Annotated in this window: 25 protein-coding genes; 14 read left to right on the top strand and 11 right to left on the bottom strand. The window is 71.9% G+C overall.

The features are described 5' to 3' along the window. The 6 genes from RBH18_RS31885 to hemB all read left to right on the top strand — a co-directional run. Nucleotides 1–483 (top strand): HAD hydrolase-like protein (locus RBH18_RS31885; protein WP_306214178.1); only part of this gene is annotated, 483 nt, incomplete at its 5' end. A gap of 352 nt (nt 484–835) precedes the next feature. Further along, nucleotides 836–1,582, top strand: a complete 747-nt coding sequence (locus tag RBH18_RS31890) for a redox-sensing transcriptional repressor Rex (protein WP_306214179.1) — start codon at nt 836–838, stop codon at nt 1,580–1,582. Further along, nucleotides 1,579–2,874 carry a glutamyl-tRNA reductase gene (locus RBH18_RS31895; protein WP_306214180.1) on the top strand — a complete coding sequence of 432 codons (1,296 nt, stop codon included), beginning with the start codon at nt 1,579–1,581 and terminating at the stop codon, nt 2,872–2,874. Before RBH18_RS31890 ends, RBH18_RS31895 begins: the two co-directional genes overlap by 4 nt. After that, the gene (gene hemC, locus RBH18_RS31900) at nt 2,871–3,800 is read left to right on the top strand and encodes a hydroxymethylbilane synthase (protein WP_306214181.1); all 930 of its coding nucleotides are present in this window, start codon (nt 2,871–2,873) and stop codon (nt 3,798–3,800) included. The genes RBH18_RS31895 and hemC overlap by 4 nt, the downstream gene beginning before the upstream one ends. Beyond that, the gene (locus RBH18_RS31905; RefSeq protein WP_306214182.1) at nt 3,797–5,383 is read left to right on the top strand and encodes a bifunctional uroporphyrinogen-III C-methyltransferase/uroporphyrinogen-III synthase; all 1,587 of its coding nucleotides are present in this window, start codon (nt 3,797–3,799) and stop codon (nt 5,381–5,383) included. The genes hemC and RBH18_RS31905 overlap by 4 nt, the downstream gene beginning before the upstream one ends. Before the next feature lie 420 nt (nt 5,384–5,803). After that, on the top strand, nt 5,804–6,793 hold the full coding sequence (gene hemB / locus RBH18_RS31910; protein WP_306214183.1) for a porphobilinogen synthase: 990 nt from the start codon (nt 5,804–5,806) through the stop codon (nt 6,791–6,793). A gap of 64 nt (nt 6,794–6,857) precedes the next feature. Here hemB and RBH18_RS31915 read toward each other — a convergent pair whose 3' ends face one another. The 3 genes from RBH18_RS31915 to RBH18_RS31925 all read right to left on the bottom strand — a co-directional run bounded on the left by RBH18_RS31915 (nt 6,858) and on the right by RBH18_RS31925 (nt 10,084). After that, complete coding sequence (locus RBH18_RS31915) at nt 6,858–7,028, bottom strand: hypothetical protein (RefSeq protein ID WP_306214184.1); 171 nt, start codon at nt 7,026–7,028, stop codon at nt 6,858–6,860. A 194-nt stretch (nt 7,029–7,222) separates the two neighbouring features. Then, nucleotides 7,223–8,245 (bottom strand): GNAT family N-acetyltransferase, encoded by a 1,023-nt coding sequence (locus RBH18_RS31920; RefSeq protein ID WP_306214185.1) that lies wholly within the window; start codon nt 8,243–8,245, stop codon nt 7,223–7,225. An 81-nt stretch (nt 8,246–8,326) separates the two neighbouring features. Next, nucleotides 8,327–10,084 (bottom strand): lysozyme family protein, encoded by a 1,758-nt coding sequence (locus RBH18_RS31925; protein WP_306214186.1) that lies wholly within the window; start codon nt 10,082–10,084, stop codon nt 8,327–8,329. 316 nt (nt 10,085–10,400) lie between these two features. Here RBH18_RS31925 and RBH18_RS31930 point away from each other — a divergent pair, with 316 nt between their 5' ends. Together RBH18_RS31930 and RBH18_RS31935 are read left to right on the top strand one after the other, a co-directional pair. Beyond that, complete coding sequence (locus RBH18_RS31930) at nt 10,401–10,619, top strand: FmdB family zinc ribbon protein (RefSeq protein WP_306214187.1); 219 nt, start codon at nt 10,401–10,403, stop codon at nt 10,617–10,619. A gap of 978 nt (nt 10,620–11,597) precedes the next feature. Beyond that, nucleotides 11,598–14,315 carry an adenylate/guanylate cyclase domain-containing protein gene (locus RBH18_RS31935; protein ID WP_306214188.1) on the top strand — a complete coding sequence of 906 codons (2,718 nt, stop codon included), beginning with the start codon at nt 11,598–11,600 and terminating at the stop codon, nt 14,313–14,315. On the opposite strand, the gene RBH18_RS31940 is transcribed toward RBH18_RS31935, so the two are convergent. Next, complete coding sequence (locus RBH18_RS31940; RefSeq protein ID WP_306214189.1) at nt 14,305–14,802, bottom strand: phospholipase; 498 nt, start codon at nt 14,800–14,802, stop codon at nt 14,305–14,307. The genes RBH18_RS31935 and RBH18_RS31940 overlap by 11 nt on opposite strands. A 169-nt stretch (nt 14,803–14,971) precedes the next feature. Here RBH18_RS31940 and RBH18_RS31945 point away from each other — a divergent pair, with 169 nt between their 5' ends. Together RBH18_RS31945 and RBH18_RS31950 are read left to right on the top strand one after the other, a co-directional pair. Beyond that, a complete protein-coding gene (locus RBH18_RS31945; RefSeq protein WP_306214190.1) occupies nt 14,972–15,982 on the top strand; it encodes a potassium channel family protein in 1,011 nt (336 codons plus the stop codon). Nucleotides 15,983–15,984: 2 nt separating this feature from the next. Next, the gene (locus tag RBH18_RS31950; protein WP_306214201.1) at nt 15,985–16,605 is read left to right on the top strand and encodes a GtrA family protein; all 621 of its coding nucleotides are present in this window, start codon (nt 15,985–15,987) and stop codon (nt 16,603–16,605) included. A 159-nt stretch (nt 16,606–16,764) separates the two neighbouring features. On the opposite strand, the gene RBH18_RS31955 is transcribed toward RBH18_RS31950, so the two are convergent. The 4 genes from RBH18_RS31955 to ndhC all read right to left on the bottom strand — a co-directional run bounded on the left by RBH18_RS31955 (nt 16,765) and on the right by ndhC (nt 18,962). Beyond that, on the bottom strand, nt 16,765–17,337 hold the full coding sequence (locus RBH18_RS31955; protein WP_306214191.1) for a DNA-3-methyladenine glycosylase I: 573 nt from the start codon (nt 17,335–17,337) through the stop codon (nt 16,765–16,767). 49 nt (nt 17,338–17,386) lie between these two features. After that, entirely contained in the window at nt 17,387–17,884 is a 498-nt protein-coding gene (locus RBH18_RS31960) for an SRPBCC family protein (RefSeq protein WP_306214192.1), read from the bottom strand. After that, nucleotides 17,881–18,516, bottom strand: a complete 636-nt coding sequence (locus RBH18_RS31965) for a DivIVA domain-containing protein (RefSeq protein ID WP_306214193.1) — start codon at nt 18,514–18,516, stop codon at nt 17,881–17,883. The genes RBH18_RS31960 and RBH18_RS31965 overlap by 4 nt, the downstream gene beginning before the upstream one ends. A gap of 68 nt (nt 18,517–18,584) precedes the next feature. Continuing rightward, nucleotides 18,585–18,962, bottom strand: a complete 378-nt coding sequence (gene ndhC, locus RBH18_RS31970) for an NADH-quinone oxidoreductase subunit A (protein ID WP_306214194.1) — start codon at nt 18,960–18,962, stop codon at nt 18,585–18,587. A 186-nt stretch (nt 18,963–19,148) separates the two neighbouring features. On the opposite strand from ndhC, the gene RBH18_RS31975 reads away from it, so the two are divergent. From RBH18_RS31975 to RBH18_RS31985, 3 genes are read left to right on the top strand one after another with little or no spacing between them, the layout of a single operon-like run. Further along, nucleotides 19,149–21,002, top strand: a complete 1,854-nt coding sequence (locus RBH18_RS31975; protein WP_306214195.1) for a 2-oxoacid:acceptor oxidoreductase subunit alpha — start codon at nt 19,149–19,151, stop codon at nt 21,000–21,002. Next, nucleotides 20,995–22,011 (top strand): 2-oxoacid:ferredoxin oxidoreductase subunit beta, encoded by a 1,017-nt coding sequence (locus RBH18_RS31980; protein WP_306214196.1) that lies wholly within the window; start codon nt 20,995–20,997, stop codon nt 22,009–22,011. The genes RBH18_RS31975 and RBH18_RS31980 overlap by 8 nt, the downstream gene beginning before the upstream one ends. Before the next feature lie 26 nt (nt 22,012–22,037). Beyond that, nucleotides 22,038–22,595, top strand: coding sequence for a hypothetical protein (locus RBH18_RS31985; RefSeq protein ID WP_306214197.1), 558 nt, complete (start codon nt 22,038–22,040; stop codon nt 22,593–22,595). A gap of 67 nt (nt 22,596–22,662) precedes the next feature. Here RBH18_RS31985 and RBH18_RS31990 read toward each other — a convergent pair whose 3' ends face one another. From RBH18_RS31990 to RBH18_RS32000, 3 genes are all read right to left on the bottom strand, one after another. Further along, entirely contained in the window at nt 22,663–23,460 is a 798-nt protein-coding gene (locus tag RBH18_RS31990) for a S1 family peptidase (RefSeq protein WP_306214198.1), read from the bottom strand. Nucleotides 23,461–23,541: 81 nt separating this feature from the next. Further along, a complete protein-coding gene (locus RBH18_RS31995) occupies nt 23,542–24,330 on the bottom strand; it encodes an enoyl-CoA hydratase-related protein (protein WP_306214199.1) in 789 nt (262 codons plus the stop codon). Next, on the bottom strand, nt 24,327–25,139 hold the full coding sequence (locus RBH18_RS32000) for a PaaX family transcriptional regulator (RefSeq protein ID WP_306214200.1): 813 nt from the start codon (nt 25,137–25,139) through the stop codon (nt 24,327–24,329). The genes RBH18_RS31995 and RBH18_RS32000 overlap by 4 nt, the downstream gene beginning before the upstream one ends. A 265-nt stretch (nt 25,140–25,404) precedes the next feature. Between RBH18_RS32000 and RBH18_RS32005 the strand changes: the two genes are divergently transcribed. Further along, the coding region (locus RBH18_RS32005; protein WP_306214202.1) for a DUF3117 domain-containing protein at nt 25,405–25,513 on the top strand (109 nt) is incomplete at its 3' end.

Below are 25,513 nucleotides of genomic sequence, written 5' to 3' on the forward strand. Positions count from 1 at the left end.
TACGCCGAGATCCTCGAGCGGGCGATCTCCGACGAGGAGTTCGAGGAGCTCGACCGGATCTTCCACGACGCGTACCGGATGGGGCTCACCACGATCCCGCTGGCGGCCGACGCCGAGGCGGCGATCAAGGCCTGGTCCGGTACGCAGTCCCTGCTCTCCATGTGGTTCCACGACGAGCTGATCCCGGCGGTCGAGTCGCGCGGCCTGGCCGGCGTCTTCGCGCGCATCGACGGGCGGCCCACCGAGGTCGACGGCGGTCTCAAGGCCGGCCACCTGGCGCGGCACCTCGCCCAGCTGGACATCCCGGGCTCGCAGTGCGTGCTGATCGGCGACTCCGTGGACGACGCCGACGCGGCCGCCTCGGTGGGTGCCGCGGCTGTGCTCTACACGGGTGGCTTCACGGACCCGGTGCGGCTGCGGTTCACGGGCATTCCGGTCGCCGACACTCTCCTCGAGGCTGTCACGCTCGCCAGGACGCTGTGAGGTTCTGCTCGAGGCTGTCACGTTTGCCAGGACGCTGTGACGCGCTGCTCGAGGCTGTCATGTTCGCCGGGACACTGTGACGCGCTGCTGATGCAAGCCACTGTGATACTCGTCGTCGGTATGGCGACGTTGGTGGCCGTGGAGGGCGAGAAGCGGTAATACTCGGACAGGAGTCCGCGTGCGATTAACACGCAGACTCGATCTTTGTCCAGTTCCGCTATCAAGATCGCGATTTGTGCACGCCTTCACAAGCGCTTACTCTGTGACTCCGACGAGCCCCGCTACCACAGCCGGTCCATCCAGGCCACAGAGGGCTCACCGCAGGTTCGCCACCTTGTCGGCACGGAGTCTTATGAGTCAGCAGCGTCATGGAAACACGTCCGGCAACGCCGGCGGGGTGCCTGCTTTCCCGGACCTCCCCGAAGCGACTATCGCGCGACTGCCCGAATACCTCCGGGCGCTGCACCACCTCTCCGAGGCGGGTGCCGACACCGTGTCGAGCGAGGGTCTCGCCGCGGCGGCGGGGGTCAACTCCGCCAAGCTGCGCAAGGACCTCTCGCACCTCGGGTCCTACGGCACCCGGGGCGTCGGTTACGACGTCACGCTCTTGATCGACCAGATCGAATACATCCTCGGGCTCGACCAGCGGCGCAACGTCGCCCTGGTGGGGCTCGGCAACCTGGGGCACGCGCTGGCGGGCTATGCCGGCTTCGCCAGCCGCGGGTTCCGCATCGTCGCCCTCTTCGACGCCGACCACGACCAGGTCGGCAAGAGCATCCACGGGCTCACCGTGCGGCACGTCGGCGAGCTCGGCCGGGCCGTCGTCGACGAGGGCATCACCATCGGGGTCATCGCGACCCCGCCGACCGCCGCGCAGGGCGTCGCGGACGAGCTGGTGACCGCGGGGGTCACCAGCATCCTCAACTTCGCCCCGTGCGTGCTCTCGGTCCCGGCCGGGGTCGACGTCCGCAAGGTCGACCTCGCCATCGAGCTGCAGATCCTTTCTTTCCACGAGCACCGCAAGGCCTCCCTGACCGCTCTGCCCGGCGGACGGACGGCGGAGGAGGACGGCGAAAACCAGGAGGCGGTCGGGTCGTGAACCTGCTCAGCGTCGGCGCGTCGTACCGGACCGCCCGGGTGGGCACCCTCGAGCAACTCTCGATCCCCGGCCCGGACATCCCGGCCGTCCTGCAGAAGCTCGTCGCCCAGCCCTACGTGCGGGAGGCCGTGGTCCTCTCCACCTGCAACCGCGTCGAGGTCTTCGCGGCGGTCACCGGCTTCCACGGCGGCCTCGGCGACGTCTGCAACGTGCTCGCCGAGGAGTCCGGCATCGGCGCCAACGAGCTCGCCGGGCACCTCTACGTGCACTACGACGAGGCGGCCGTGCGGCACTCGTTCCGGGTGTCGTCCGGGCTCGACTCGATGGTGGTCGGCGAGGCCCAGATCCTGGGACAGCTGCGTGACGCTTACCACGCCGCCACGGAGGCCGACTCGGCCGGGCGGCTGCTCCACGAGCTGATGCAGCAGGCGCTGCGCGTGGGCAAGCGCGCCCACGCCGAGACGGGCATCGACCGCGCCGGCCAGAGCGTGGTGACCGCCGCGCTCGACGTCGCCGCGGAGGTGTTCGGCGGCGACCTCACCGGCCGCAAGGGCCTGGTCATCGGGGCCGGCGCCATGGGCGCGCTGTCCGTGGCGACCCTCACCCGCTCGGGCGTCGGCCCGCTGCAGATCACCAACCGGGGCGCCGAGCGGGCCGCCCGGCTCGCCGAGGCCTACGGCGCGACCGCGGTGTCCTTCGACGCCCTCGACGCCGCCCTGGCCGAGGCCGACCTGGTGGTCAGCGCCACCGCCTCCACCGAGCCGGTGCTGACCGCCGAGCGCCTCGCCGGTCGCGAGCGGCCGCTGGTCGTGCTCGACCTGGCCGTGCCGCGCGACGTCGCCCCCGAGGTCGCCGACCTGCCCCACGTCACCGTCGTCGACATCGACGGGCTCGCCGCCTCGCGCCGCACCCTGCCCGCCGCCGCGGAGACCGCCGCCGTCGAGCAGATCGTCGCGTCCGAGGTCGACAACTTCCTGGGCTGGATGCGCGGCGCCGAGATCGCCCCCACCGTGGCCGCCCTGCGCACCCGCGCCGAGGACGTGGTCGCCGCCGAGCTGGGCAAGCTCAACGCGCGCCGGCCCGACTTCACCGACGACCAGCGCGCCGACGTCGCCCGCACGCTGCACCGCGTCGTCCAGCAGCTGCTGCACTCGCCGACCGTCCGGGTGCGCCAACTTGCGGCGGAGCCCGGCGGCGACCAGTATGCGGCCCTGTTGCGTGAGCTTTTCGACCTCGACGTCCCGCACGCCACCCAGGTTGCCGCAGTGCCGGAGATCGGAGGAGAAGCGTGAGCACGCCCCTGCGCCTCGGCACGCGAGGCAGCAAGCTCGCCCTGACCCAGAGCCAGCTCGTCGCCGACGAGCTGACCCGGCGCACCGGCCGGTCCGTCGAGCTGGTGCGCATCGTCACCGCGGGCGACAAGTCGAGCGCGCCCGTCACCCAGCTCGGGGTGGGCGTCTTCGTCACCGCGCTGCGCGAGGCCCTGCTCCGCGACGAGGTCGACTTCGCGGTCCACAGCTACAAGGACCTGCCCTCGCTGCCGCACCCCGGCCTGCACATCGCCGCCGTGCCGGAGCGCGAGGACCCGCGCGACGTGCTGATCGCCCGCGACGGCCGCACCCTGGCCGAGCTGCCCCCGGGTGCCACCGTGGGCACCGGCGCGGTGCGCCGAATCGCGCAATTGCGGGCCTTGGGCCTAGAGTTGCAGGTCACGCCGATTCGCGGCAACATCGACACCCGCATGGCACGAGTGCTCGGTCCCGAGGCCGACCTCGACGCCGTCGTCCTGGCCCGGGCCGGCGTCAGCCGGATCGGCCGGGCCGCCGAGATCACGGAGACGCTGGACCCGATGCTCATGTTGCCCGCCCCTGCCCAGGGTGCGCTGGCCGTGGAGTGCCGGGACGGCGAGTCAGACCTGGTCGAGCTCCTGGGGGCTCTCGACCATGCACCGTCCCGGGCCGCCGTCACGGCGGAACGGGCGATGCTCGCAACGCTCGAGGCCGGGTGCTCCGCCCCGGTCGCGGCACACGCCGAGTTCGCCGAAGGCGAGCACGGCGACGAGATCTACCTGCGCGGTGCGGTGATCAGCCCGGACGGGGCCCGAGCTGTCCGGCTGTCGCGCACCGGTACGCCCGCCGGCGCGGCGGAGATCGGCAAGGCGCTCGCCGCCGATCTCCTCGAGGCCGGCGCCGACACCCTGATGGGGAGCACAGAATGACCACCCGCACCGCCCGCAACCGCGCCGGACGCATCGCGTTCGTCGGCGCCGGACCCGGCGACCCGGGCCTGCTGACGCGCCGGGCCCACGACACCCTCGCCGAGGCCGACCAGGTCGTCTACGACCGCGGCGTCCCCGAGTCGCTGCTCGCGGCGATCAAGGCGGAGGCCCAGGAGGACACGCAGTTCAGCCCGGCCGAGGGCGCCCCCGGCGACGTCGCCAAGGTGCTGCTCTCCGCGGCGAAGTCCGGCCTGTCCGCCGTCCACCTCGTCGCCGGCGACCCGTTCGGGCACGAGTCGGTCGTCCACGAGGTGCAGGCGGTGGCCCGCACGGCGGTGCACTTCGAGGTGGTCCCGGGCCTCGGCCAGGCGGAGGGCGTCGCGACCTACGCGGGCGTGCCGCTGCCGGCCGTCCGCACCGTCGCCGACGTCGACGACGTGTCCGCGCTCGACTTCGACGCCCTCGCCGCGGCGGCCCTCAAGGGCTCCTTCGCCGTGGCCGTGGACGCCGGTGACCTCGCCGCCGTCCGCGACGGCCTGCTCGCCTCGGGCGTCGAGCCGGGCACCCCGGTCGGCGTGACCGGCGACGGCACGGGCGAGACGCAGTACACGACGACCTCGACCGTCGACAGCTTCGTCGCCGCGGCGCTCGGCTTCACCGGCCGCGTCGTGCTGACCGTGGGCGGCGACGTCGCCGAGCGCGACAAGCTGAGCTGGTGGGAGAACAGGCCGCTCTACGGCTGGAAGGTGCTCGTGCCCCGCACCAAGGAGCAGGCGGGGGCCATGAGCGCCCGGCTGCGCGCCTACGGTGCGATCCCGTGCGAGGTGCCGACCATCGCCGTGGAGCCGCCCCGCACGCCCGCCCAGATGGAGCGGGCGGTCAAGGGCCTGGTCGACGGCCGCTACGCCTGGGTGGTGTTCACCTCGGTCAACGCGGTCCGCGCCGTCTGGGAGAAGTTCGGCGAGCACGGCCTCGACGCCCGGCACTTCGGCGGCGTGAAGATCGCCTGCATCGGCGAGGCCACCGCCGACGCCGTGCGGGCCTTCGGCATCCAGCCCGAGCTCATCCCGGCCGGCGACCAGTCCAGCGAGGGCCTGCTCGCCGAGTTCTCGCCGCACGACGAGATCCTCGACCCGGTGGGCCGCGTGCTGCTGCCGCGCGCCGACATCGCGACCGAGACGCTCGCCGCCGGCCTCATCGAGCGCGGCTGGGAGGTGGACGACGTCACGGCCTACCGCACGGTCCGCGCCGCCCCGCCGCCCGCCGACATCCGCGACGCCATCAAGTCGGGCGGCTTCGACGCGGTGCTCTTCACCTCGTCCTCGACGGTCCGCAACCTGGTCGGCATCGCGGGCAAGCCCCACGCCCGCACCGTCGTCGCCGTGATCGGCCCCAAGACGGCCGAGACCGCCACGGAATTCGGCCTCCGCGTCGACGTCCAGCCCCAGCACGCCTCCGTGCCGGACCTGGTCGAGGCGCTCGCCTCCTACGCGGTCGAGCTCCGCGAGAAGCTGGCCGCCATGCCGGCCAAGCAGCGGCGCGGCTCCAAGGTCCAGGGCCCCACGGCGCTGCGCTTCCGCTGATCTTCTCGTCCCGGGCTGGTGGGGTGCTCCCGCCGGCCCGGGGCTATGGGGCTCTCTCCGGCATATGCTCGTCGGGAGAGCCTTCTTCATGGTGACCGACCCCCTTTCCGGTCTCTCGCCGCGCCTTCACCGGCCGGTCGGGCTCGGCTGGTTCGCTGCTTCGCCGGCCGTGGCGGTCGGCTTGGTCTTGGGCTGGCCGTTGGTGGCCGGCTTGGCTTTGGTCGGCCGTGGTGGTCGGCCTCGTATTGGCCGACCCCGGTGGCCGACTTTTGGCCGGCCTAGGGGGTCGGCCCCGTATTGGCCGGCCTGGGTGGTCGGCTTGCTTTGGCCGACCCCGGTGGTCGGCTTCGCATCGGCCGGCCGTGGTGGTCGGCTTCGCATCGGCCGACCCCGGTGGCCGGCTTGGCTGAGGGAGCAAACGTGTCGTACCCCGACATCCGCCCGCGCCGGCTCCGGCGTACGGCGGCCATGCGGCGTCTCGTGGAGGAGACCCGCGTCGCGCCGTCGGAGCTGATCCTGCCGGTCTTCGTCAAGGAGGGCCTGACCGAGGCGCGGGCCATCTCGTCGCTGCCGGGCGTCGTCCAGCACTCGCGGGAGTCGCTGCGCAAGGCTGCCCACGAGGCGGTGTCGGCCGGCGTCGGCGGCATCATGCTCTTCGGCGTCCCCACGAACGAGAACAAGGACGAGACGGGCTCGGCCGGCCTCGACCCGGACGGCATCCTCAATGTGGCCATCCGTGACGTGATCGCCGAGGTCGGCGACGCGACGGTCGTCATGAGCGATCTGTGCCTGGACGAATTCACCTCCCACGGTCACTGCGGTGTGCTGACGGACGCCGGCACGGTGGACAACGACGCCACCCTGGAGATCTACGCCAAGATGGGCGTCGCCCAGGCCGAGGCGGGCGCCCACGTCGTCGGGCCCTCGGGCATGATGGACGGTCAGGTCGGCGTGATCCGGCGGGCCCTGGACCAGGCGGGCCACCAGGACGTCTCGGTGCTCGCCTACTCCGCGAAGTACGCGGGCGCCTTCTACGGCCCCTTCCGCGAGGCCGTCGAGTCGACGCTGCAGGGCGACCGCCGCACCTACCAGCAGAGCCCCGGCAACATCCGGGAGGCGCTGCGTGAGGTGGACCTGGACATCGCCGAGGGTGCGGACATGGTCATGGTCAAGCCGGCCCTGCCCTACCTCGACGTGCTCGCCGCCGTGCGCGATCGCGTGACCGTCCCGGTCGCCGCCTATCAGGTGTCCGGTGAGTACGCGATGGTCGAGGCGGCCGCGGCCAACGGCTGGATCGACCGGCAGGGCGTGATGCTGGAGACCCTCACGTCGATCAAGCGTGCGGGTGCTCAGATGATCCTGACCTACTGGGCGACCGAGGCTGCCCAGCTGCTGCGCGAGCGCTTCTGACCCGGCTCGCGCTCCGGCCTGTCGCCTTTCGCGGCGGGCCGGCGGGCTGGTCCGCTGCCCGCGCTCAGTCCGGTGGCTCGACGGTCACCGGACCAGGGGTTTCGCCGCCCTGCTCGGGGCGGTCGCTGTAGGGCTGCTCACCGGGGCTCCACGGTTGCTCCGGTGAGCCCTTCTGCTCGTGTCGGTCGTCGGTCTGCGGGTTACCGGACTCCTCCGGCAGAGGCTCGTCTGTCATGCCGAGCACGCTACCCAGTCCGCAAGGCGGTCAGCGGGTTATCCACAATGCCGCTCTGTCCACAGGGCGGCGGGCGGCGACGGTGATTTTCGGGCAGGGTCGGGCGCGTGCTCACACCCGTACGTGCTTCCCGGCCGGACCGGGGCGCCTCACCCGCCGCCTCCGCCCGCGATGACGGCTGTGCGCCGCGCGGGTCAGTCCGTCGGCTCCAGGCGGTGCACGAGCTGGGCGACGTCGGCGATGTACTCGTACCAGTCCCGGTCGGACTGATAACCCAGCTCCGCGTTGACCTTGAGCATCGACTCGTTGTGCTGGGCGTTCCAGGTCTGCACCTCGCACAGGTCCGGCTCGGCGGTGCGCAGCTCGAAGAGCATCCGGGCCTTGATCGCGCGGTCGATGCCGTAGCCGCGGTGCTTACGGACGACGATCGTGTCGTACTGGTCCGCCCGCTCGGGGTGCTGGGCCGGCACGACCAGCTCGGTGAGACCGGCGACCTCGCCCGTCTCCTCGTGGATGGCGAGCACGATGTAAGGCTTCAGGCCCCGGCGGTGCAGAGTGTCGAGGCTGTCGCGCAGCCGCTGCGGGTCGGACGAGCTCGGGCGGGCGTCGGGATCGTCCTCGTCGCCGTCCTGGGCCTCCAGCTTGGCCTGCGCATAGGCCTCCAGCAGCTCCGCCGGTGGGCCGCCCGGGTGGTATTCCACGCGGTAGCCCTTGCTGATGCCGCTCGCCATGCCGCTCAGGGCGCTCCAGTCCACGCTGGACAGGGACAGGACGCTGCGCGTCTCGACATAGTCCCGCTCGAAGCCGAGCGCCTCGTAGAAGCCGATGGCCCCGGTGCCGCCGATCGCCTCGACGCCGATGGAGGAGAAGCCCTCGAGATAGGCCCGGCGCGCGGCGACCGCGACCAGCTGCTGGCCCAGCCCGCGGCGGCGCAGCTCGGGGTGCACGATCACTTCGAGCACCCCGGTGTCGCCCAGGAGCAGCAGGGTCACATGACCGAAGACCTTGCCCTCACCCTCGGGCAGTCGGTCGTCCTCGGCCACCCAGCTGATCCGGCGCTCGCCGGGCATGGTCTCGGCCAGATACTCGCGCACCTGGACGTCCTGCCACGGTGGATCATCGGGAAGGTCGGCCGCAAGGACCTGGTTCACCGTCTCCACGAGCGACCGGATCTCCTCATCCGACGCCGACCGGGGATCCCATTCACGCACCCTCACTCGTACAGCTTGCCGGTATCTCGACCTCCAGGGAAGTGCCCGCAGGTCAATTGTGTGCGACCAGTCACTGTGGGTGTCCGATCAACCCCGGCTCAGCTGGCCGTACTGGTTCGCCGCCTCGAAGACCTTCTGGGCGTACGGGCGGACCGCGTTGTACGACAGGATGGCGTCCCACCAGGCGTCCGGCCTGGACAAATCGCGCCCGCCCTTGCACAGGTAGAGGGCCGCCGCGAGGGCCGCGTCGTCGATGTCGTTGGGGTCCGGCACCCCGTTCCCGTCGGCGTCCACCGCGTTACCCACGGCGAGCTCGTTCCAGGTCTGTGGGATGAATTGCATAGGTCCAATGGCCCTGTCGTACGTGGCGTCCTTGTCCAGAACGCCCTGATCGGTGTCGCGGATCACCTGTCGTCCACCCTGGCCGTCGAGCGGCAGACCGTAGATCGGCGGCGTCACGGTGCCGTCCGCGTTGAGGAGCGAGCCGTTGAAGCTGCCGTGGCTGGACTCGACCTTGCCGATGGCGGCGAGCGTGGTCCAGCTCAGGTGGCAGCCGGGGGTGGTACGGGCGGCGACGAGCTCCGCATAGCCGTAGGCCTGCACGGCGACGACCGGGATGCCGGCCCTGGTTCCGGCCTGCTGTGCCCAGGTCGCCAGCGCGTCGGCCGGCCGGGTCTGCGTCACGCCCCCGGGCACGGCGACCGCCGTGGTGGGCACGCCGCCGACGGTGGGTGCGGAGCTCACGCTGGGCAGGACGCCGGCGGGCACGGAGATGCTGGGCACCGCACCGGGCTGAGTGCCACCGGGAACGGCGCCGGGCAGCGTGCCGCTGGGGGCCGCGCCGGGCAGCGTGCCGCCGGGCTGCACCGAGGCGCCCGCACTGCCGGCGCCCGCGGTGCCCGCGCCGAAGGCGGGAGTCGCGCTGGGCACGGGGGAGGACTGCAGAGCCTGGGGTACGAGGTAAGCGCCCGCTGTCCCAGCGGCGCCGATGAGCACCACGGCGAGGATGGCCGGCAGGATGAGCCGGCCGCTGGGGCGGTGGGCCCACTCGGAGGTGCTCCGGGCGACGGCTCCGGGGCCGGCCTTGCGGAGCTTGCGCTTGGGCGGGCGGCTGCGCGAGGCGAGGGCCATGGCGGTGACCGAGGGGGCGGGCGGCTCGCGGTCGGGCTTGTCCTTCTTACCCTTGGCGTTCGGCGCTGTTTCGGGCTTGCCTTGGTCGGTCGCCGGGGAGGTCGCCGCGGCGGGCGTCGTGGCCTTCTCGGTGAGGGGCTCGGGTTTGTCGGGCGACGGCTCGGGCTCGGGTGCCGGCGAGTCGGTCGCTTCCGCTTTCGCTGCGGTGCTGGGTGCGGCCGGGTTGTCGGTGACCGCGGACGGCTCCTGCTCGGCGGCGGCCGCGGTTGGCTCATGTTTGGCGGTGGCGGCGGGCGGCTGCTGGGCGGCGGCCGCGAGCGGCTCCTGCTTGGCGGTGGCGGCGGGCGGCTGCTGCTTGGCGGTGGCGGCGGGCGGCTCCTGCTCGGCGGCGGCGGGCGGCTCCTGCTTGGCGGTGGCCGCGGGCGGCTCGTGCTTGGTGGCGGGCTCGGCGGCTGCGGGTGGAGGAGGGGTGGGCTGCTCTGCCTTCTTCGCTGGTGTGGGGGTGGGGTCTTCCGGCGGAAGAGCGTTGCGGGCTTCTGGGGACGCCTTGTCGTCCTGCTTCGGACGGGGCTCCTCCTCCTGGTCCGGGGCCTGGCGCTGCTGCGGGATCGGGCTCCGGGCGGACTCTGTGTCCTGGGCGGCGGGGGCCGCTTTCTCGGGCGGAGTCGTCTTCAGGGGCGGGGTTGCCTCTGGGGGCGCGGTGGCGTTCGGCAACGGGGTTGCCTCTTGGGGCGAGGTCGCGCTCTGGGGCGACACGCTGTCCTGGAAAGAGGCCGCTCCTTGGGGGGAGGGCGCGCGCTGAGCCGACGCTGTGTCGGGGGCCTGCTCGGGAGCCGCGCCGGAGCTGCCGAGGGGGCCGCCGAGGTGCGGTGCCGCGGGGCGCTGCGAGGGTGTGTTCTGCCCGTCAACCACTCGCAAGAGAGTACCGGCCGGGGGCCAGGACGGCGCCTATGGATCTTGGTCGATGGCGGGCGGACAACTGCGCACTTGCGTTGCAGCGGATCATCCGGTGAGCACTTACCCTGGGCGGATGCCGCGTTACGACTTTCGTTGCCGCGCGTGCGGCGACACGTTCGAGATCAATCGTCCCATGGCCGAGTCGGCCGCGCCCGCGCGCTGTCCGCAGGGGCATGCCGACACCGTCAAGCTGCTGTCCACCGTCGCTGTGATGGGCCGGGGCGGCTCGGCGGCATCGTCGGCTCCGGCGGCCGGGGGCGGCGGCTGTTGCGGAGGCGCTTGCGGCTGCTGATCGACCTCGGCCCGGCGAGCACGAGTGGCGTCGCGGTGCTTCGGGTGCCCTGGTTGCGCTGGGAGTTGCTTGGTGGCGTGGGCTCGCTGGGGGCTCGGGCTCGTGGTGGGCGCGGCGGGTGCGGGCGTCGGGCGGGTGCGCTTTGCGTGGCTGTGCTTACCGGGGCTGGTGCTTTGAGGGTTGAGCGGCTTCCTGGCTGAGTGCTCCGGCTTGAGTTCCCGAGGGGCCCGCTCGCCAGCATCCCGATCGCCCGGTCCCGGGTCGCGCTGACTGAGGGCTGGGCGGGAGGGCGCTTCGGCGGGTCGGCGACTCAGGTGAGCTCCAAGTGGGCGACTCGAAGCTCGAAAGTGGCCGAGGTGGCGACTCGGAGCTCGGGTAGCGGTCGAAGGTGGCGACTCGAGGCTTCGGAGTGGCTGAGGGCGGCGACTCGAGGCTTGGAGGAGTGGCCCGGGCTGGGGCGCCAGGCTCAGGGCTCGGCCGAAGGTGGCGGCGGGGGATCGCGAGCGGTCGAGGGCGGCGGGTCGGGGGCAGGGAGAGCCGAAGGTGGCGGCGCGGGATCGCGAGCGGTCTAGGGCGCCGGGGGGTCAGGGAGAGCTGAAGGCGGCTCGGGAGTCGGCTGGGCGGTGTCCGATTTGGGGTGTGGGGCGGACACTGTGGCTGTTTAGGGTCATGTCGCGGCCGGGCGGGTGATCTCTGGCGGTGATGGGGGTGTGACGGCGCGCAGTCGCACAAAGTGACTCTTGTGGGGGCATCCTTTCGGGCCGGTGGAAATGACCGTCTGCGGCGTGACTGGATCGTGAACCGCGTCGTTACGTCACGCGTAGTGCCGTGCGTCGGTGTCGGTGATGCGGACGGAGGGTCGCCCTTCCGGGGTCGGCCGTGGCGGGTGGACAGTTACCGTCCGTTTCTACGATATGCCGCGTGACTGCAGTGCGGCAGCATGAAGCGCGACTTCCCGAGGGGGCGGAGGTTCTCACCGTGACGGGACGGACCGAGCTGCCGAGCGGGCTGGTGACCTTCATGTTCACCGACATCGAGGGGTCGACGAGGCTGGCCCGGATGCTGGGCGAGGACTACGGCGCCGTACTCAACGCTCATCGAGACCTGCTCCGCGCAGCGCTGAGTAATTACTCCGGTGTGGAGATTCTTACCGAGGGTGATTCGTTCTTTGTTGCGTTCAGCGATGCCGGCGACGCCGTGGCGGCCTCGGTGGCGTCACAGCGTGCACTCGCCGCGTACCCGTGGCCGAGTGACGATGCGGCACCGCGCGTGCGGATGGGGCTGCACACCGGATGGGCGCTGCCGCGCGGCGACGAGTACGCGAGCACCGAGGTGCATCGCGCGGCCCGGGTCGCGGCGGCTGCGCACGGTGGTCAGATCCTCTGCTCGGAGGCGACCGCGCTGGCCGTCACGACGTGGTCCCGGGAGCTGCAGGCCGGCCGGTGCGAGACCGAAAAGGCCGACGGCCGGGGCGAGCCGTCCGCGGAGGGGAGCCCGGCGCTCGACTTCCTCGACCTGGGACCGCACCTTCTGCGCGGCTTCGACGACTCCGAGCGCCTCTTCCAGATCGTCGCGCCCGGGCTCGAGCGGTCCTTCCCACCCCCGCGTACGCCCGGCGCCCCCAAGGACAATCTGCCGGCGGCCCTGACCCCGCTCGTGGGACGGCAGCCCGAGCTGACCGAGCTGCGTGACCTGATCGGACGCCACCGCCTTGTGACCGTGGCCGGAGGCGGCGGCACGGGCAAGAGCCGCCTGGCGCTGGCGGCCGCGGGCGAGGTGCGGGGGGCGTACCAGGGCGGGGTCTGGTTTGTCGATGTCGCCGAAGCGCGTGACCTGCACCGGGCGGTGGCGGCGGCGATGGGCGTCCGGTCCGAGCCGGCGCGCCCGATCATCGAGTCCGTCGTGGAGCGCTGCGGCGGCGACCGTGTCCTGCTGGTGCTCGACACGTGCGACGCCCGGCCCGTGGAGGTGAAGCGGCTGGTGCGCCGGCTGGTCGCCGCGTGCCCGCGACTCGATGTGCTGGCGACGTCGCGGGCGCCGATCGGCGTACCCGGGGAGCTGGTCTGGCGGATCCCGCCGCTGGCGCCCGCGGATGCCTATGCGCTGCTGGTGGCGCGGGCCGAGACCGCACGCGGCCGGTACGCCTCTGGTGCCGACGAGACACCCGACCTGGGCCGGGTCGCCGCCCGGCTGGACGGTCACCCGCTCGCGCTGGAGCTCGCCGCGAACCGCCTCCGCCTGCTCTCCGCCGCCCAGCTCGCCGCCCGCCTCGACGACCCCATCGCCGCCCTCGACGGCAGCCCCTTGAACGGCGCCGGCCGGCACGACGCGAGCGCCGACGGGTACGAGGAGGACGACCCGCTCACCCGGCACGACTCGCTCACCAGCAACCTCGACTGGTCGTACCGCGCGCTCTCGGTCCCCGCGGCGAGCCTGCTCCGGCGCCTCGCGGTCTTCGCGGGGCCCGTCGAGCTGTCCGCGGTCGAGTGGTCCGGCGAGGACGCGTTCGGCGCGCTGTCGGAGCTGGCCGACCGGTCGCTGGTCGACGTCGTGGTCGGGCCGCGCTATCAGCTGTCCGGCCAGGTCAGGTCGTACGCCTCCCGCCGCCTCGCGGCCGCCGGCGAGGAGCACGCAGCCCGGGACGGACATGTCGCCTGGTCGCTGCACACGCTCGACGCCGTCGCGGTGGACACCGACGGGCAGCCGCGGACCGTGTCGCTGACGGAGCTGTCCCCGTACGTCAAGGAATGGGAAGCCGCCCTGCGCTGGAGCGTCTCCGGCGGCAGCGCGCGGCCGGGCCTGCGGCTCGCCGGCGCGCTCGATCCGTGGTGGCGCGAGCACGGCGGTGCGCGGACGGGCCGCGACCTGCTGCACCGCCTGTACGCCCGGCTGGAGTCCACCGGAGAGCGGGTCGCCGACGTCGAGCTCGCGTCGACGTACCTGGTGCATGCCGGCCTTTCCGCCGACCGGGAGGAACGCACCCGCTTTTTGCAACGTGCCGAGGTCCTGGCCCGGGAGGCGGCACACCCCGCCCTGCTCGTACGCGCCCAGGCCGGCCGCCGCGTGACGCTGATCGAATCGGGCCGCCTGGCGGACGCGGAGCGGTTCTGCCGCGACGTGATCGCGCAGGCGGAGCGGTTCGGGGTGCCGGCCGCCGCGCTGCCCTCGATCGTGGCGCTCGCCGAGCTGCTGTGGCGCCGGGACGCCCTGGACGAGGCCGCCGAGGTGCTGGGCGGCGCCCGGCTGATGGAGGCGGGCCGTCCCGAGGACCGCGGCCGCCGTACGGTCGACTGGCTCCTCGGCATGGTGGCCCTGCGCCGCGGTGACCTCGTGGCGGCGCACGATCACCTGGTCGTGGCGCTCCGCTCGCGGTTGCGGCACGGGTTCCGGGGCGCCGCCGCCGACGCGGTCGCCGCGATCGCGGTGCGCTGCGCGGCCGGGGGCGACCTGGCCACGGCGGCCGTCCTCTTCGGGGGCGCCGAGTCGGTGCTCGGGGCCCGCCGGGCCGTCCAGTTCGGCGCGTTCTGGTCGGCCCAGCAGGCCCTGCTGCGGCGGGAGCTCGGTGACCGCGCGTTCGACGCGGCGTACGCGGAAGGCGCCGAGCAGGGCTTCCACCGTGCCGTCGCCACCGCGCTCGCCGTCGAGCACCCGGACCTCGAGCGGGACTCCGCGCGATTCGCGCAGACTATGGGATGAGGGCGCGGGTGCGGTCCACGTCGGAGGGGTTGACCGCCTCGAGCGACCCGAAGATGCTCACGGCCTGGTAGTACACCCACGCGAGGCTGTAGCAAGCGGCCTGCACGGACGTGGAGTAGGTCGCGCACTTCCGCTTGAGGTCGGCATAGAACATGTCGTCGAGCCGGGCCTTGTTCGCGTCGAAGGTGCCGAGGTCCTTGTAGTTGCGGTAGCCGAAGTCGTGGTGCCAGCAGGAGAGCGTGAAGTCGAAGCCGAGCGGGTTGTCCGGGCTCGACGAGCAGTAGTCCGTCGTCCAGTCGAAGCCGTAGGACTCCCAGGGGGCGCGGTCGAGGCGGGCGGCGTTCCAGGCTTCCGTGCTGGCCGCGGTGGTCTTGGTCCAGCTGAGCAGCACCTCGGCCTTGGTCGGGGCGGCGGCCCGGGCGGCGGTGGGCGTGAGGAGGAGGGCGGCGGCGGTGAGGACTACGGCGAGAGTTCGGCGGAGCACCATGGCGCCAGTCTCGGCGGCGCACCTTTCGACATACAACAGCATCAATGGACTTTTCCTGAACGATGACTCAACTTACCGGTCGGTATTCCATAGTCGCCCGGCACCGTGATGTCATGAAAAGCGGTGTGGGGGCCTGCGGCTATGGTGTGAACGTGCAGGCGGCAGCCCAGTGATCCACTTACCGCTGGTCCGGCAGGGACCACTGCGGGCTCTGGGCATCCGCCTGGGGGCCGCGATCACGCTCGTGCTGGTCACGGTGGCGATCATCTACGCCGACCGCGGCGGCTACCGTGATGTCAACGAGGACGGCCTCACTCTCCTCGACTGCTTCTACTACGCGGTCGTCACGCTCTCGACCACCGGCTACGGCGACATCACGCCGGTGACGCCCGGCGCCCGGCTGATCAACATCGTGTTCATCACCCCGGCCCGCGTGCTCTTCCTGATCATCCTGGTCGGCACGACCCTCGAGGTGCTGACCGACCAGTACCGGAACAGCCTCAGGGTGAGCCGGTGGAGGCGAAAGTTGAAGGACCACATCATCGTCTGCGGCTACGGCACCAAGGGCCGTGCCGCCGTGGCTGCTCTCGTCGAGACCGGCTACGACAAGTCCCGCATCGTCATCGTGGAAAATCGCGAGGAGGGCGTACGTCAGGCCGCCGCGGCCGGGCTCGCGGTGATCGAGGGCAACGCCACTCGCTCCGCCGTCCTCAACCAGGCGGACGTGAAGAACGCCAAGAGCGTCATCATCGCCACCGACAGCGACGAGGCGTCCGTGCTCATCTCGCTGACGGTCCGGCAGCTCACGGCCGGGCAGGTGCGCATCATCGCCTCGGTCCGCGAGCAGGAGAACGCCGCCCTCCTCAAGCAGAGCGGCGCCCACCACGTGATCGTCTCGTCCGCGACCGCCGGCCGCCTGCTCGGCCTCACCACGACGACGCCGCCGCTCATCGACGTGGTCGAGGACCTGCTCACCCCCGGGCAGGGGATGGCGCTCGCCATGCGCTCCGCCGAGCGCGCCGAGGTCGGCCGCAACCCGCGCGAGCTGCAGACCCTGGTGGTGGCGCTGATCCGGCGCGGCAAGGTGGTGCCGCTCGGCGGGGTGCAGACGGTCACCATCGAGACCGGCGACATGCTGATTTACATTCGCGACGAGGAAAAGGTCGGGCTGGGCCTTTGACGGTGCCGAGCCGGTCCGAGGTCGTCGGCGACCTCCTCACCTCCTGGGTGGACAAACTGCCCGCCCGGGTACGCCGGGTGGTCACGCGCGACATGGCGGGCTTCGCCGAACTCGGGGCCTTCACCTTTGCCGTGGACCTCGCCCTGCTGGCGATGCTGCGGGCGTGGACCCCGCTGCCCCTGCCGGTCGCGGTGTCGATCGCCTACGTGGTCGCCTTCGCCCTGAACTTCGTGCTCAACCGGACGGTCAACTTCCGCTCGCACGCGCCGGCCGGGCCGCAGGCCGCCCGCTATGCCGTGGTGATCGCCGGCGACTATCTCATCACCGTGGGCGCCTCCACCGCGCTGGCCGCGGCCGGCCTGCCCTTCGCGGTCGCCCGTGTCGCCGCCTCCGGCATCGTGGCGGTCTTCACCTACTCCGCGTCGCGCTGGTGGGTCTTCCGCGACCGGCGCCCCGCACCGCCGGCGCCCACTGCGCCGCAGCCCACTGCGCCGCAGCCCACCGCACCGCCGCCCTCTGCGCCGCCGCCCTCTGCGCCGCCGCCCTCTGCGCCGCCGCCCTCTGCGCCGGCGATCGCCCGGTCGACCGAACTGAGCACTACGGCCACCCAGCCGGCGGAATGAGCCGAACGCCAGGGCGGCGAGCCCAAGCCCGGCGGAGTGAACGATCGTGCCGGCGAAGGCGAGGCCGCAGGCGGTCTCAGCGGGCAACCGCTCAGCCAGCGGGCGGGCCTTCAGCGGGCGGGCCCTTGGCGGGCGGGCGCCCGGCGGGTGGTCGGGCGATCAGCGGGCGGGCACGAAGCACCCCGCCAGGTGATCGTCGACCATGCCGGTGGCCTGCATCAGCGCGTAGGCCGTGGTGGGCCCCACGAACTTGAAGCCGCGCTTCTTCAGGTCCTTGGCCATGGCCGTCGACTCCGGCGTGAGGGCGGGCACGTCGGCGCGGGTGGCCGGGCGCGGCCGGGGCGCCGGCGCATAGGACCAGAGCAGCTCGCTCAGGCCGGTCGGCAGGTCGGCGGCGACCCGGGCGTTGTGCAGGGCGGCGTCGATCTTCATCCGGTTGCGGACGATGCCGGCGTCGGCCATGAGCCGGTCCGCGTCGGCGCCGTCGAAGGCCGCGACCTTCTCGATGTGGAACCCGGCGAACGCCGCCCGGAAGGCCTCGCGCTTGCGCAGGATGGTGATCCACGCCAGGCCCGACTGGAAGGCCTCCAGGCACATCCGCTCGAAGAGCGCGTCGTCGCCGCGCACCGGCCGGCCCCACTCGGTGTCGTGATAGGCCACGTAGTCGGGCGCGCCGCCGCCCCAGAAGCAGCGGGCGCGGCCGTCCTCGCCCACCAGCAGGTCGTCACTCATGCCCCACACCGTAGGGGCACCCTCCGACAGAATTCCCGCGAGCAGAGCCCTACGGCAGCTTGCCCTCCTCCACGAGCCGCCCGAACTTCTTCAGCGCGCTCTTGAAGCTCAGCTTGGAGCCGGGCCACAGGATCGGCCACGCCAGCTTCCCCGCCGCCCCGCCGGGGAGGTGGAACCACTCGTGCATGACCACCTGCGTGCGGTCGCCGCCCATGGCCGTGCACCGCATCGACCCCGGGCCGCGCAGGACCTTGCCGCAGTGGACGACGCGGACCTCGTACGGGTGGTCGACCCGCACCACCCGCATCTCGTCGCGCAGCGCCGCCGGCCCCACGGCCGTGATCGCCTCGATCAGGCTGCCCTCGCCCCCGTCGCCCTCGACGACGCGCACCTTGGTGAACGGGATCCACTGGCTCTGCTTCTCCCAGGCCGTGAAGGCCGCGAAGACCTGAGGGGCGGGCGCGTTCACGATGACCGTGGCGGTGACCTCACCCGTGCCGGGGCGGGCGGCGTCGCCGAGCCCTCCGGCCGTTCCGTTCTCGCTCATCGACGCTCCGCCGGCTCTTCGTCGGAGGCGGAAGCGGCCTTCTCGCCGGAGGCAGCCGACCCGGAGGACGTCGAGGCGGAGTCAGCCGACGCGGAGGAAGGCGACGCGGAAGACGTCGAGGTGGTGGACGTAGACGCGGAGGAGGGAGACGCGGAGGTAGACGACGTGGCGGGGGCGGCCGGGGTCGAGGAAGCCACGACCTGCGTCGCCGACTCGTCACCCTTCCTGGGCGTTTTGTCCAAATCAATGACAGGTGCGGGCGCGACGGCCGGCGCCGCCGAGGCCTCCCGGGCCCGCCGCAGCGTGTCGGCATCGGCGGTCCGCCCCTCGCGCAGCGCGGTGACCTCCGCCTCGAGCACGCCGATCAGCTCGTTCTTGTAGCCGATGTCGTACGCCGCCCGCTGCAGCGCCTGGTCGACCTGGGCCATCCGGTAGCCCCGGAACGCCATGTCGAAGCGGGAGTGCGTGACGTCCTCCTCCACCAGCGGCCGGTCGACCGGGAGCGGGAGCGCCTTGCCGTCGGGCTCGACCGGCGTCAGGCCGGGGTCCCCGCCGCTCACCATCACGGTGACGCCGAAGACGATCGCCGCGACCACGAGGGCCACGACGATGAAGAGGAGAAGCTGACCCATGGGCACGATCGTGGCATGCGCGCCGCGGCGTGGCGAGCCCGCCACCCCGGGCGGGGGCAAACCCGGGCTCAGGTCCAGGTCAGGATCTTCTTGCGCCAGGCGTAGACGATGCCGAGCGCGAGCACCGCGACGAAGATGCCCATCTCCGCGACGGTCACCCCGCCGAAGCCCGGCCGGTCGAAGATGACGGCCCACGGGAAGAGGAAGACCGCTTCGACGGCGAAGAGCACATAGAGGTACGCATACACGTAGTAGCGGATCTGCGCCTGCGCCCAGTCGCCGCCGACCGGGTCGATGCCGCTCTCGTAGGCGATGCGCTTGCCCGCGGGCTCGGCCGGTCGAGCGGGCCTGAGCAGCCTGTTGGCCCCGAAGGCGCCGACGAAGACGAGGACGCCGGCGGCCAGCAGGAGACCCAGCAGGGCGTACGAACCGAGATAGCCGTCCACCCGCGAAGCGTAACGAACCACGAAATGGGCACCAGTGGCCCAGGTCACGTCAGATCGTTACTGTGGGCGTCGGCCTGTTGACAGAACCTGGGCGGTAAGGGGCGCCGAAGTACGCTGGACGTAACGACAGCGAGCCTGGCTCATGACGTACCGCCGAGCGGGATCGCAGGTTCAGGAGGTTGGATCGTGTCCGCTCCTACGAAGCGGGTCGAGCAGCTGGACCGGGTGGTGATCCGGTTCGCGGGCGACTCCGGTGACGGCATGCAGCTCACCGGTGACCGTTTCACATCCGAGACCGCGCAGCTGGGCAACGACATCTCGACGTTGCCCAACTTCCCCGCGGAGATCCGCGCCCCGGCAGGCACCCTGCCCGGCGTGTCGAGCTTCCAGGTGCACTTCGCCGACTACGACATCCTCACGCCGGGCGACGCCCCCAACGTGCTGGTCGCCATGAACCCGGCCGCCCTCAAGGCCAACCTCGCCGATCTGCCGGCCGGCGCGGACGTCATCGTCAACACCGACGAGTTCACCAAGCGCAACCTGGCCAAGGTCGGCTATGCGGTGAGCCCGCTCGAGGACGGTTCGCTGGCGGAGTGGTCGGTGCACCCGGTCGCGCTGACCTCGATGACCGTCGCGGCGCTCGCCGACTCGGGGTTGTCGAAGAAGGACGCCGAGCGCGCCAAGAACATGTTCGCGCTCGGGCTGCTGTCCTGGATGTACTCGCGGCCCTACGAGTCGACGCTGCGGTTCCTGGAGCGCAAGTTCGCCAAGCGCCCGGAGCTGGTCGCGGCGAACAAGACCGCCTTCACCGCGGGCTGGAGCTTCGGCGAGACGACCGAGACGTTCTCGGTGCGCTACGAGGTCAAGCCCGCCACGATGCTGCCGGGCACCTATCGCAACATCACCGGCAACGCGGCCCTGGCGCTGGGGCTGGTCGCCGCCGGGGTGCGGTCGGGCCTGCCCGTCTTCCTGGGCGCCTATCCGATCACGCCGGCCTCGGACATCCTGCACGAGCTGAGCAAGCACAAGCGCTTCAGCATCACGACGATGCAGGCCGAGGACGAGATCGCGGCGGTCGGGGCGGCGCTCGGGGCCGCGTACGGGGGGAGTCTGGGTGTCACCACGACGAGCGGGCCTGGTGTGGCGCTCAAGGGTGAGACGATCTCGCTGGCTATCGCGCTGGAGCTGCCGCTGGTGATCGTCGACGTGCAGCGGGCCGGGCCGTCGACGGGCATGCCGACCAAGACCGAGCAGGCCGATCTCAACATGGCTCTGTACGGCCGGCACGGCGAGGCGCCGCTGGCCGTGATCGCCCCGAAGTCGCCGTCAGACTGCTTCCACGCCGCGCTCGAGGCGGCCCGGATCGCCCTGACCTACCGCACGCCGGTGATCCTGCTCTCGGACAACTACGTGGCCAACGGCTCGGAGCCGTGGCTGCTGCCCGAGGTGTCGGAGCTGCCTGACCTGCGGGTCGAGTTCGCCCGCGAGCCGAACGACGCGGACGGGCGCTTCCTGCCCTATCTGCGCGACCCGCAGACCATGGCCCGCCCGTGGGCCATCCCGGGCACGCCGGGCCTGGAGCACCGGATCGGCGGGCTGGAGAAGGCCGACAAGACCGGCGACATCTCGTACGACCCGGCGAACCACGACTTCATGGTCCGCACCCGCGCCGCCCGCATCGAGAGCATCCCCGTGCCCGACGTCGAGGTCGAGGACCCGGACGACAACGCGCGCGTGCTCGTGCTCGGGTGGGGCTCGACGTACGGGCCGATCGGCGCCGCCTGCCGCACGCTGCGCCAGCGTGGTCTGCCGATCGCCCAGGCCCACGTGCGGCATCTGGCGCCGCTGCCGGCGAATCTGGGTGCGGTGCTGGCCGCGTACGACAAGGTGGTCATCCCCGAGATGAACCTGGGCCAGCTCGCCCACGTGATCCGGGCCCGGTATCTGGTCGATGCGATCCCCTTCAACCAGGTCAGCGGCCTGCCCTTCACCGCCGCGACGCTGGAGAGCATGCTCGAGGACGTGGTCAAGAATGGGTAAGACGCTGCTGCCCCTGACCGTCAAGGACTTCAAGTCCGACCAGGAGGTGCGCTGGTGCCCCGGGTGCGGTGACTATGCGATCCTCGCGGCGGTCCAGAGCTTCATGCCGGAGCTGGGCATCCCGCGGGAGAACATTGTCTTCGTCTCGGGGATCGGCTGCTCGTCGCGCTTCCCGTACTACATGAACACCTACGGCATGCACTCCATCCACGGCCGCGCCCCGGCGATCGCCACCGGGCTGTCCGCCTCGCGGCCCGACCTGAGTGTGTGGGTCGTCACCGGCGACGGCGACGCGTTGTCCATCGGCGGCAACCATCTGATCCACGCGCTGCGCCGCAACGTGAACCTGAAGATCCTGCTGTTCAACAACCGGATCTACGGGCTGACCAAGGGGCAGTACTCGCCGACGTCCGAGCTCGGCAAGATCACGAAGTCGACGCCGGTGGGCTCGGCGGACTCGCCCTTCAACCCGCTGTCGCTGGCGCTGGGTGCCGAGGCGACGTTCGTCGCGCGGACCATCGACTCCGACCGCAAGCACCTGCAGTCGGTGCTGCGCGCGGCGGCGGAGCACGAGGGGTCGGCGTTCGTGGAGATCTACCAGAACTGCAACATCTTCAACGACGGCGCGTTCGAGCTCATCAAAGATCCGGGCACCCGCGACGACCACCTGATCCGGCTGGAGCAGGGTGAGCCGATCACTTTCGGTCCCGACGGGCGCTACTCGGTCGTCCACCCCGAGGGCAGCTTCGGCCTGCGCGTGCAGGAGGGCGGCACCCCGCTGCGCCACGACGCGACGGTCGAGGACCCGGCGTACGCGTTCGCGCTGTCCCGGTTGTCCGGCTCGGACCTGAGCACGACGCCGATCGGGGTGTTCCGCAACGTGACCCGGCCCTCCTACGACGAGCTGATCACCAAGCAGCTCGCCGACGCGAAGGCGCAGGCGACGGGCACACCCGAGGAGATGCTCACGGGCCTGCTGCACTCCGGCGACACCTGGACGATTCTCTGAGCGACGGCCGTGATGTCATAGTGCGCATGGCTCAGTGGGCGGTGATCATTCCGGCGGATCGGTGGGCGACCGAGCGGTTGTTCCATCACGACACCTTGTCCGTGGCGGGCACGACGGGTTCCCAACCCGCGGCCGGCGACGAGGTGCTGCTGGTCGCCGGCGAGGAAACGCCGGTCGTGGTCGGGCTCGGGATCGTCGCGGGGCAGGAGAAGGCCCGGCGCGGCGCGCACGGCGTGCCCGAGATCGAGGTGGCCTACACGCGGCGCTCGTTCGACGACCCGGTGCCGGCCGAGGGGCTGACGCTCGGCGAGGGCGTGGTGCCCGTCGAGGAGAGCGTCTTCCGCGCGCTGGCGGCCCGGCTCGGCGGCGACCGCGACAAGCAGACCTGGCTGGTCAGCCTCGACCTGCCGATCGAGGCGGCGAGCGCGCCGGAGGCGGTGCGGCAGTTCTGGTCGTACGTGCTGGAGCTGGGGCCGGCGGAGCTGCCGACCTTCGTGTCGCCGTCGGGGGACGAGCTGGCGATGCAGGCCTTCGTCCTCGGCGAGGAAGCGAACCTGGACCCCGAAGAGGACGAGGACGAGTAGGGCAAGCACGGACGCAAACGGGCCCCGGAGCTTCGCGCTCCGAGGCCCGCTGCATATCCGTGGTGGGTCAGCCGCCGAGGCTCGTCGCCGCCGAGCGGATCGCCGACGAGAAGTAGCTGACCTGGGTGTAGACGCCCGGCTTGTTCGGGCGGGCGCAGCCGTCGCCCCAGCTCACGATGCCGACCTGGATCCAGGCGTTGCTCGCGTCGCGGCGGAACATCGGGCCGCCGGAGTCGCCCTGGCAGGTGTCGACGCCGCCGGCGGTGTAGCCGGCGCAGATCTCCTCGGCGGCGATGACCTCCCCGCCGTACATGCTGGAGGAGTTGCAGGTCGAGTCGCTGACGAACGGGACCGTGGCCTTGCGCAGGTAGCGCTGCTGGGCGCCGCCCTCGGACGCCGCGCCCCAGCCGGCGATGGTGAAGGTGCCGGTGTCGTACGTGCTGCTCGTGGCGATCGGCAGCGTGGCGATGCCGGTCACCGGGCTGGCCAGGCGGATGAACGCCCAGTCGTCGCCGTTGCCGTTGTAGCCGGGCGCGCGGTAGACGTAGTTCGACTTGCGCGTGATCCTGCTCGACGACTGCAGGTCGACGACGCCCAGGGTCGCCGTGATCGACGTGTTGGTGCCGGTGGCGCCCACGCAGTGCGCCGCGGTGAGGACGAGGGTGGAGCTGTAGAGCGCGCCGCCGCAGCCCATCGACAGGCGGACCATGAACGGGAACTCGCCCTGGGTGGCGGTCGTGCCGCCGACCACCTTGTCCGGGCCCTTGTCGGCGGCCGCGGCGGACTGCGCGTTGAGCACCGTCCCCATCGAGGCAGCCGTGAGCGCGGCCGCCACCACGCCCAGAATCCTGCGGAACCTGACCATCCGGACCTCCCCAGAGCGGTTGTGCTGTGAGGCGAGTCAAACATCTATGGCCATGGATCCGGCTATCCCGAATGAGTAATATCAGCGGCCCTCGAAGGCCGGTTTCCGCTTGTTGACGAAGGACTCGACCGCGTTCCTGTGGTCGGCGGTCGCCCCGCAGATGGCCTGTGCCTGCGCCTCGGCGGCCAGCGCGTCGGAGAGCGTGCCGGCCGTCCCGATCGACAGCTCGCGCTTGATCGCGGCATAGGCGACGGTCGGCCCGGCGGCCAGTCGTGCGGCCAGCTCCTGGGCGGCCGGCAGCACCTGCTCGTCCTCGTCGACCAGCTCGGTCAGCAGGCCGTACTCGAAGGACTCGCGGGAGCGGACCGGCTGGGCGAGCAGCAGCAGCTCCAGGGCCCGCGCGCGGCCCACGATGTGCGGCAGCGACCACGAGATGCCGCTGTCGCCGGCCAGGGCGACGTTGGCGAACGCCATGAGGAACATCGTCGACGGCCCGCCGATCCGGAAGTCCGCCAGCAGCGCCAGCGACGCCCCCGCCCCGGCCGCGTTGCCGTGCACGGCCGCCACGACCGGCTTGGGCAGGGAGGCGAGGCGCTGGGCGATCGGGTTGTAGTGCGCGCGTACGGTGTCGAGGTCGGTCGATCCGCGGGACAGCGTCTGCGCGTGCTCGCGCAGGTCCTGCCCCACGCAGAAGGCCCGGCCCGCGCCCGCCAGGACCACCGCGCGCACCCCGCGGTCGCCCTCGATCTGGGCGAGCGTGTCGCGCAGCGCCTCCTTGAGGTCCACGTCGAGGGCGTTCATGGCGTCGGGGCGGTTGAGGGTCAGCGTGACGACGGCGTCGGTGCGGTCGACGAGCAGCGAGTCGGTCATGGCTCCGAGAATCCCATACGCGCGCCCCGGGAGGCCGACGCGAGGCAGCGGTCCACGAAGCGGTCGGCGCTCGGGCGCAGGCGGGTGGCGTGCCGGTCGAAGAAGGCCGCCGCGGCGGTGCCCGGCCAGCGGGCCGGCAGCAGGGACGGCGGCAGCTGCGGGTCGCGGAAGAGGAACGAGCGCCAGGCGTGGACCAGCTGGAACCGGACGGCGTACGCCTCCTCGTCCGAGCTGCGCGCGGTGACGGCGGTGACGGCGGCGCGCTGGGTGGTGACGAAGTCCTCGTACGCCTGACCGATCTCGGTCAGATCCCACGCGCGCCCGACGACGTCCGTGGCCCCGGGCGAGCCGGCCGCATGTGCCGCGCTGAACCGCTCGTACGCCACTCCCGCCTCGCCGAGCACGGTGTCCACCTCGTCGGCGGCGCGCGGGGCGACCCACGCGTGCTCGCTCAGCATCCCGTATCCGAGGAAGGTCAGCTTCTGCGCGTCGCGGCGCGCCAGCGGGGTCATGGGGACGATCAGGTCGAACCGCCCGTCCCAGCCGCCGCGCCCGGTGCGGTAGATCCGCGACGACGCCTCGTCGAGTCTGCGGGCGGCTTTCGGGGTGAGCAGATAGCCTGGCCCGGACACGAGGCGTAACGGATGCAGCCAGCCCTGGCGCACCATCCGGGACACCGCCGTGCGGACCGCGGGCGGGGCGATTCCCAGGGGCGCCAGCAGCTTGACCAGCGCGGCGACCGGTGCGCGCCCGCCGCGCGGACGCAGGTAGTCGCCGTAGAGGTCGAAGAGTGCCGACCGCGCCTGCATGACCGCACATTGTGACAGTCCGAAAGACGATATGCTAGACGCTGTCACATCAGCTTGGGCTGGGTTTGGGATCGCCGGTGTTCATCAGGGAAAATGTTTGATCGGCACGGTGGGCCACGCCTTGTGACTGTTGGCGGGTCCGCAGCGCTGCGGTCTCGGGTCGGTCCAGCGAGGGCGACTCCGCCGGTCGGATACGAGGTTGGGCGCGCCGTGGGGCTGAGCACGGTGCACTGATGACCCTGATGTAGGTCTGAGGGGAGACAAGATGGCGGCGATGAAGCCGCGGACGGGCGATGGTCCGCTGGAGGTCACCAAGGAAGGTCGGGGCATCGTCATGCGCGTCCCGCTGGAGGGTGGTGGCCGTCTCGTCGTTG

The organism is Actinoplanes oryzae, from assembly GCF_030757795.1.
Lineage (GTDB): Bacteria > Actinomycetota > Actinomycetes > Mycobacteriales > Micromonosporaceae > Actinoplanes.

What these genes read in the sequence shown, in the direction of transcription:
- RBH18_RS31965 (WP_306214193.1), bottom strand. Translation starts at nt 18,516, where the DNA reads ATGGGTCAGCTTCTCCTCTTCATCGTCGTGGCCCTCGTGGTCGCGGCG.
- RBH18_RS31990 (WP_306214198.1), bottom strand. Translation starts at nt 23,460, where the DNA reads ATGGTCAGGTTCCGCAGGATTCTGGGCGTGGTGGCGGCCGCGCTCACG.
- RBH18_RS31905 (WP_306214182.1), top strand. Translation starts at nt 3,797, where the DNA reads ATGACCACCCGCACCGCCCGCAACCGCGCCGGACGCATCGCGTTCGTC.
- RBH18_RS31955 (WP_306214191.1), bottom strand. Translation starts at nt 17,337, where the DNA reads ATGAGTGACGACCTGCTGGTGGGCGAGGACGGCCGCGCCCGCTGCTTC.
- RBH18_RS31930 (WP_306214187.1), top strand. Translation starts at nt 10,401, where the DNA reads ATGCCGCGTTACGACTTTCGTTGCCGCGCGTGCGGCGACACGTTCGAG.
- RBH18_RS31985 (WP_306214197.1), top strand. Translation starts at nt 22,038, where the DNA reads ATGGCTCAGTGGGCGGTGATCATTCCGGCGGATCGGTGGGCGACCGAG.
- RBH18_RS32000 (WP_306214200.1), bottom strand. Translation starts at nt 25,139, where the DNA reads ATGCAGGCGCGGTCGGCACTCTTCGACCTCTACGGCGACTACCTGCGT.
- RBH18_RS31940 (WP_306214189.1), bottom strand. Translation starts at nt 14,802, where the DNA reads ATGGTGCTCCGCCGAACTCTCGCCGTAGTCCTCACCGCCGCCGCCCTC.
- RBH18_RS31995 (WP_306214199.1), bottom strand. Translation starts at nt 24,330, where the DNA reads ATGACCGACTCGCTGCTCGTCGACCGCACCGACGCCGTCGTCACGCTG.
- RBH18_RS31915 (WP_306214184.1), bottom strand. Translation starts at nt 7,028, where the DNA reads ATGACAGACGAGCCTCTGCCGGAGGAGTCCGGTAACCCGCAGACCGAC.
- RBH18_RS31960 (WP_306214192.1), bottom strand. Translation starts at nt 17,884, where the DNA reads ATGAGCGAGAACGGAACGGCCGGAGGGCTCGGCGACGCCGCCCGCCCC.
- RBH18_RS31890 (WP_306214179.1), top strand. Translation starts at nt 836, where the DNA reads ATGAGTCAGCAGCGTCATGGAAACACGTCCGGCAACGCCGGCGGGGTG.
- RBH18_RS31980 (WP_306214196.1), top strand. Translation starts at nt 20,995, where the DNA reads ATGGGTAAGACGCTGCTGCCCCTGACCGTCAAGGACTTCAAGTCCGAC.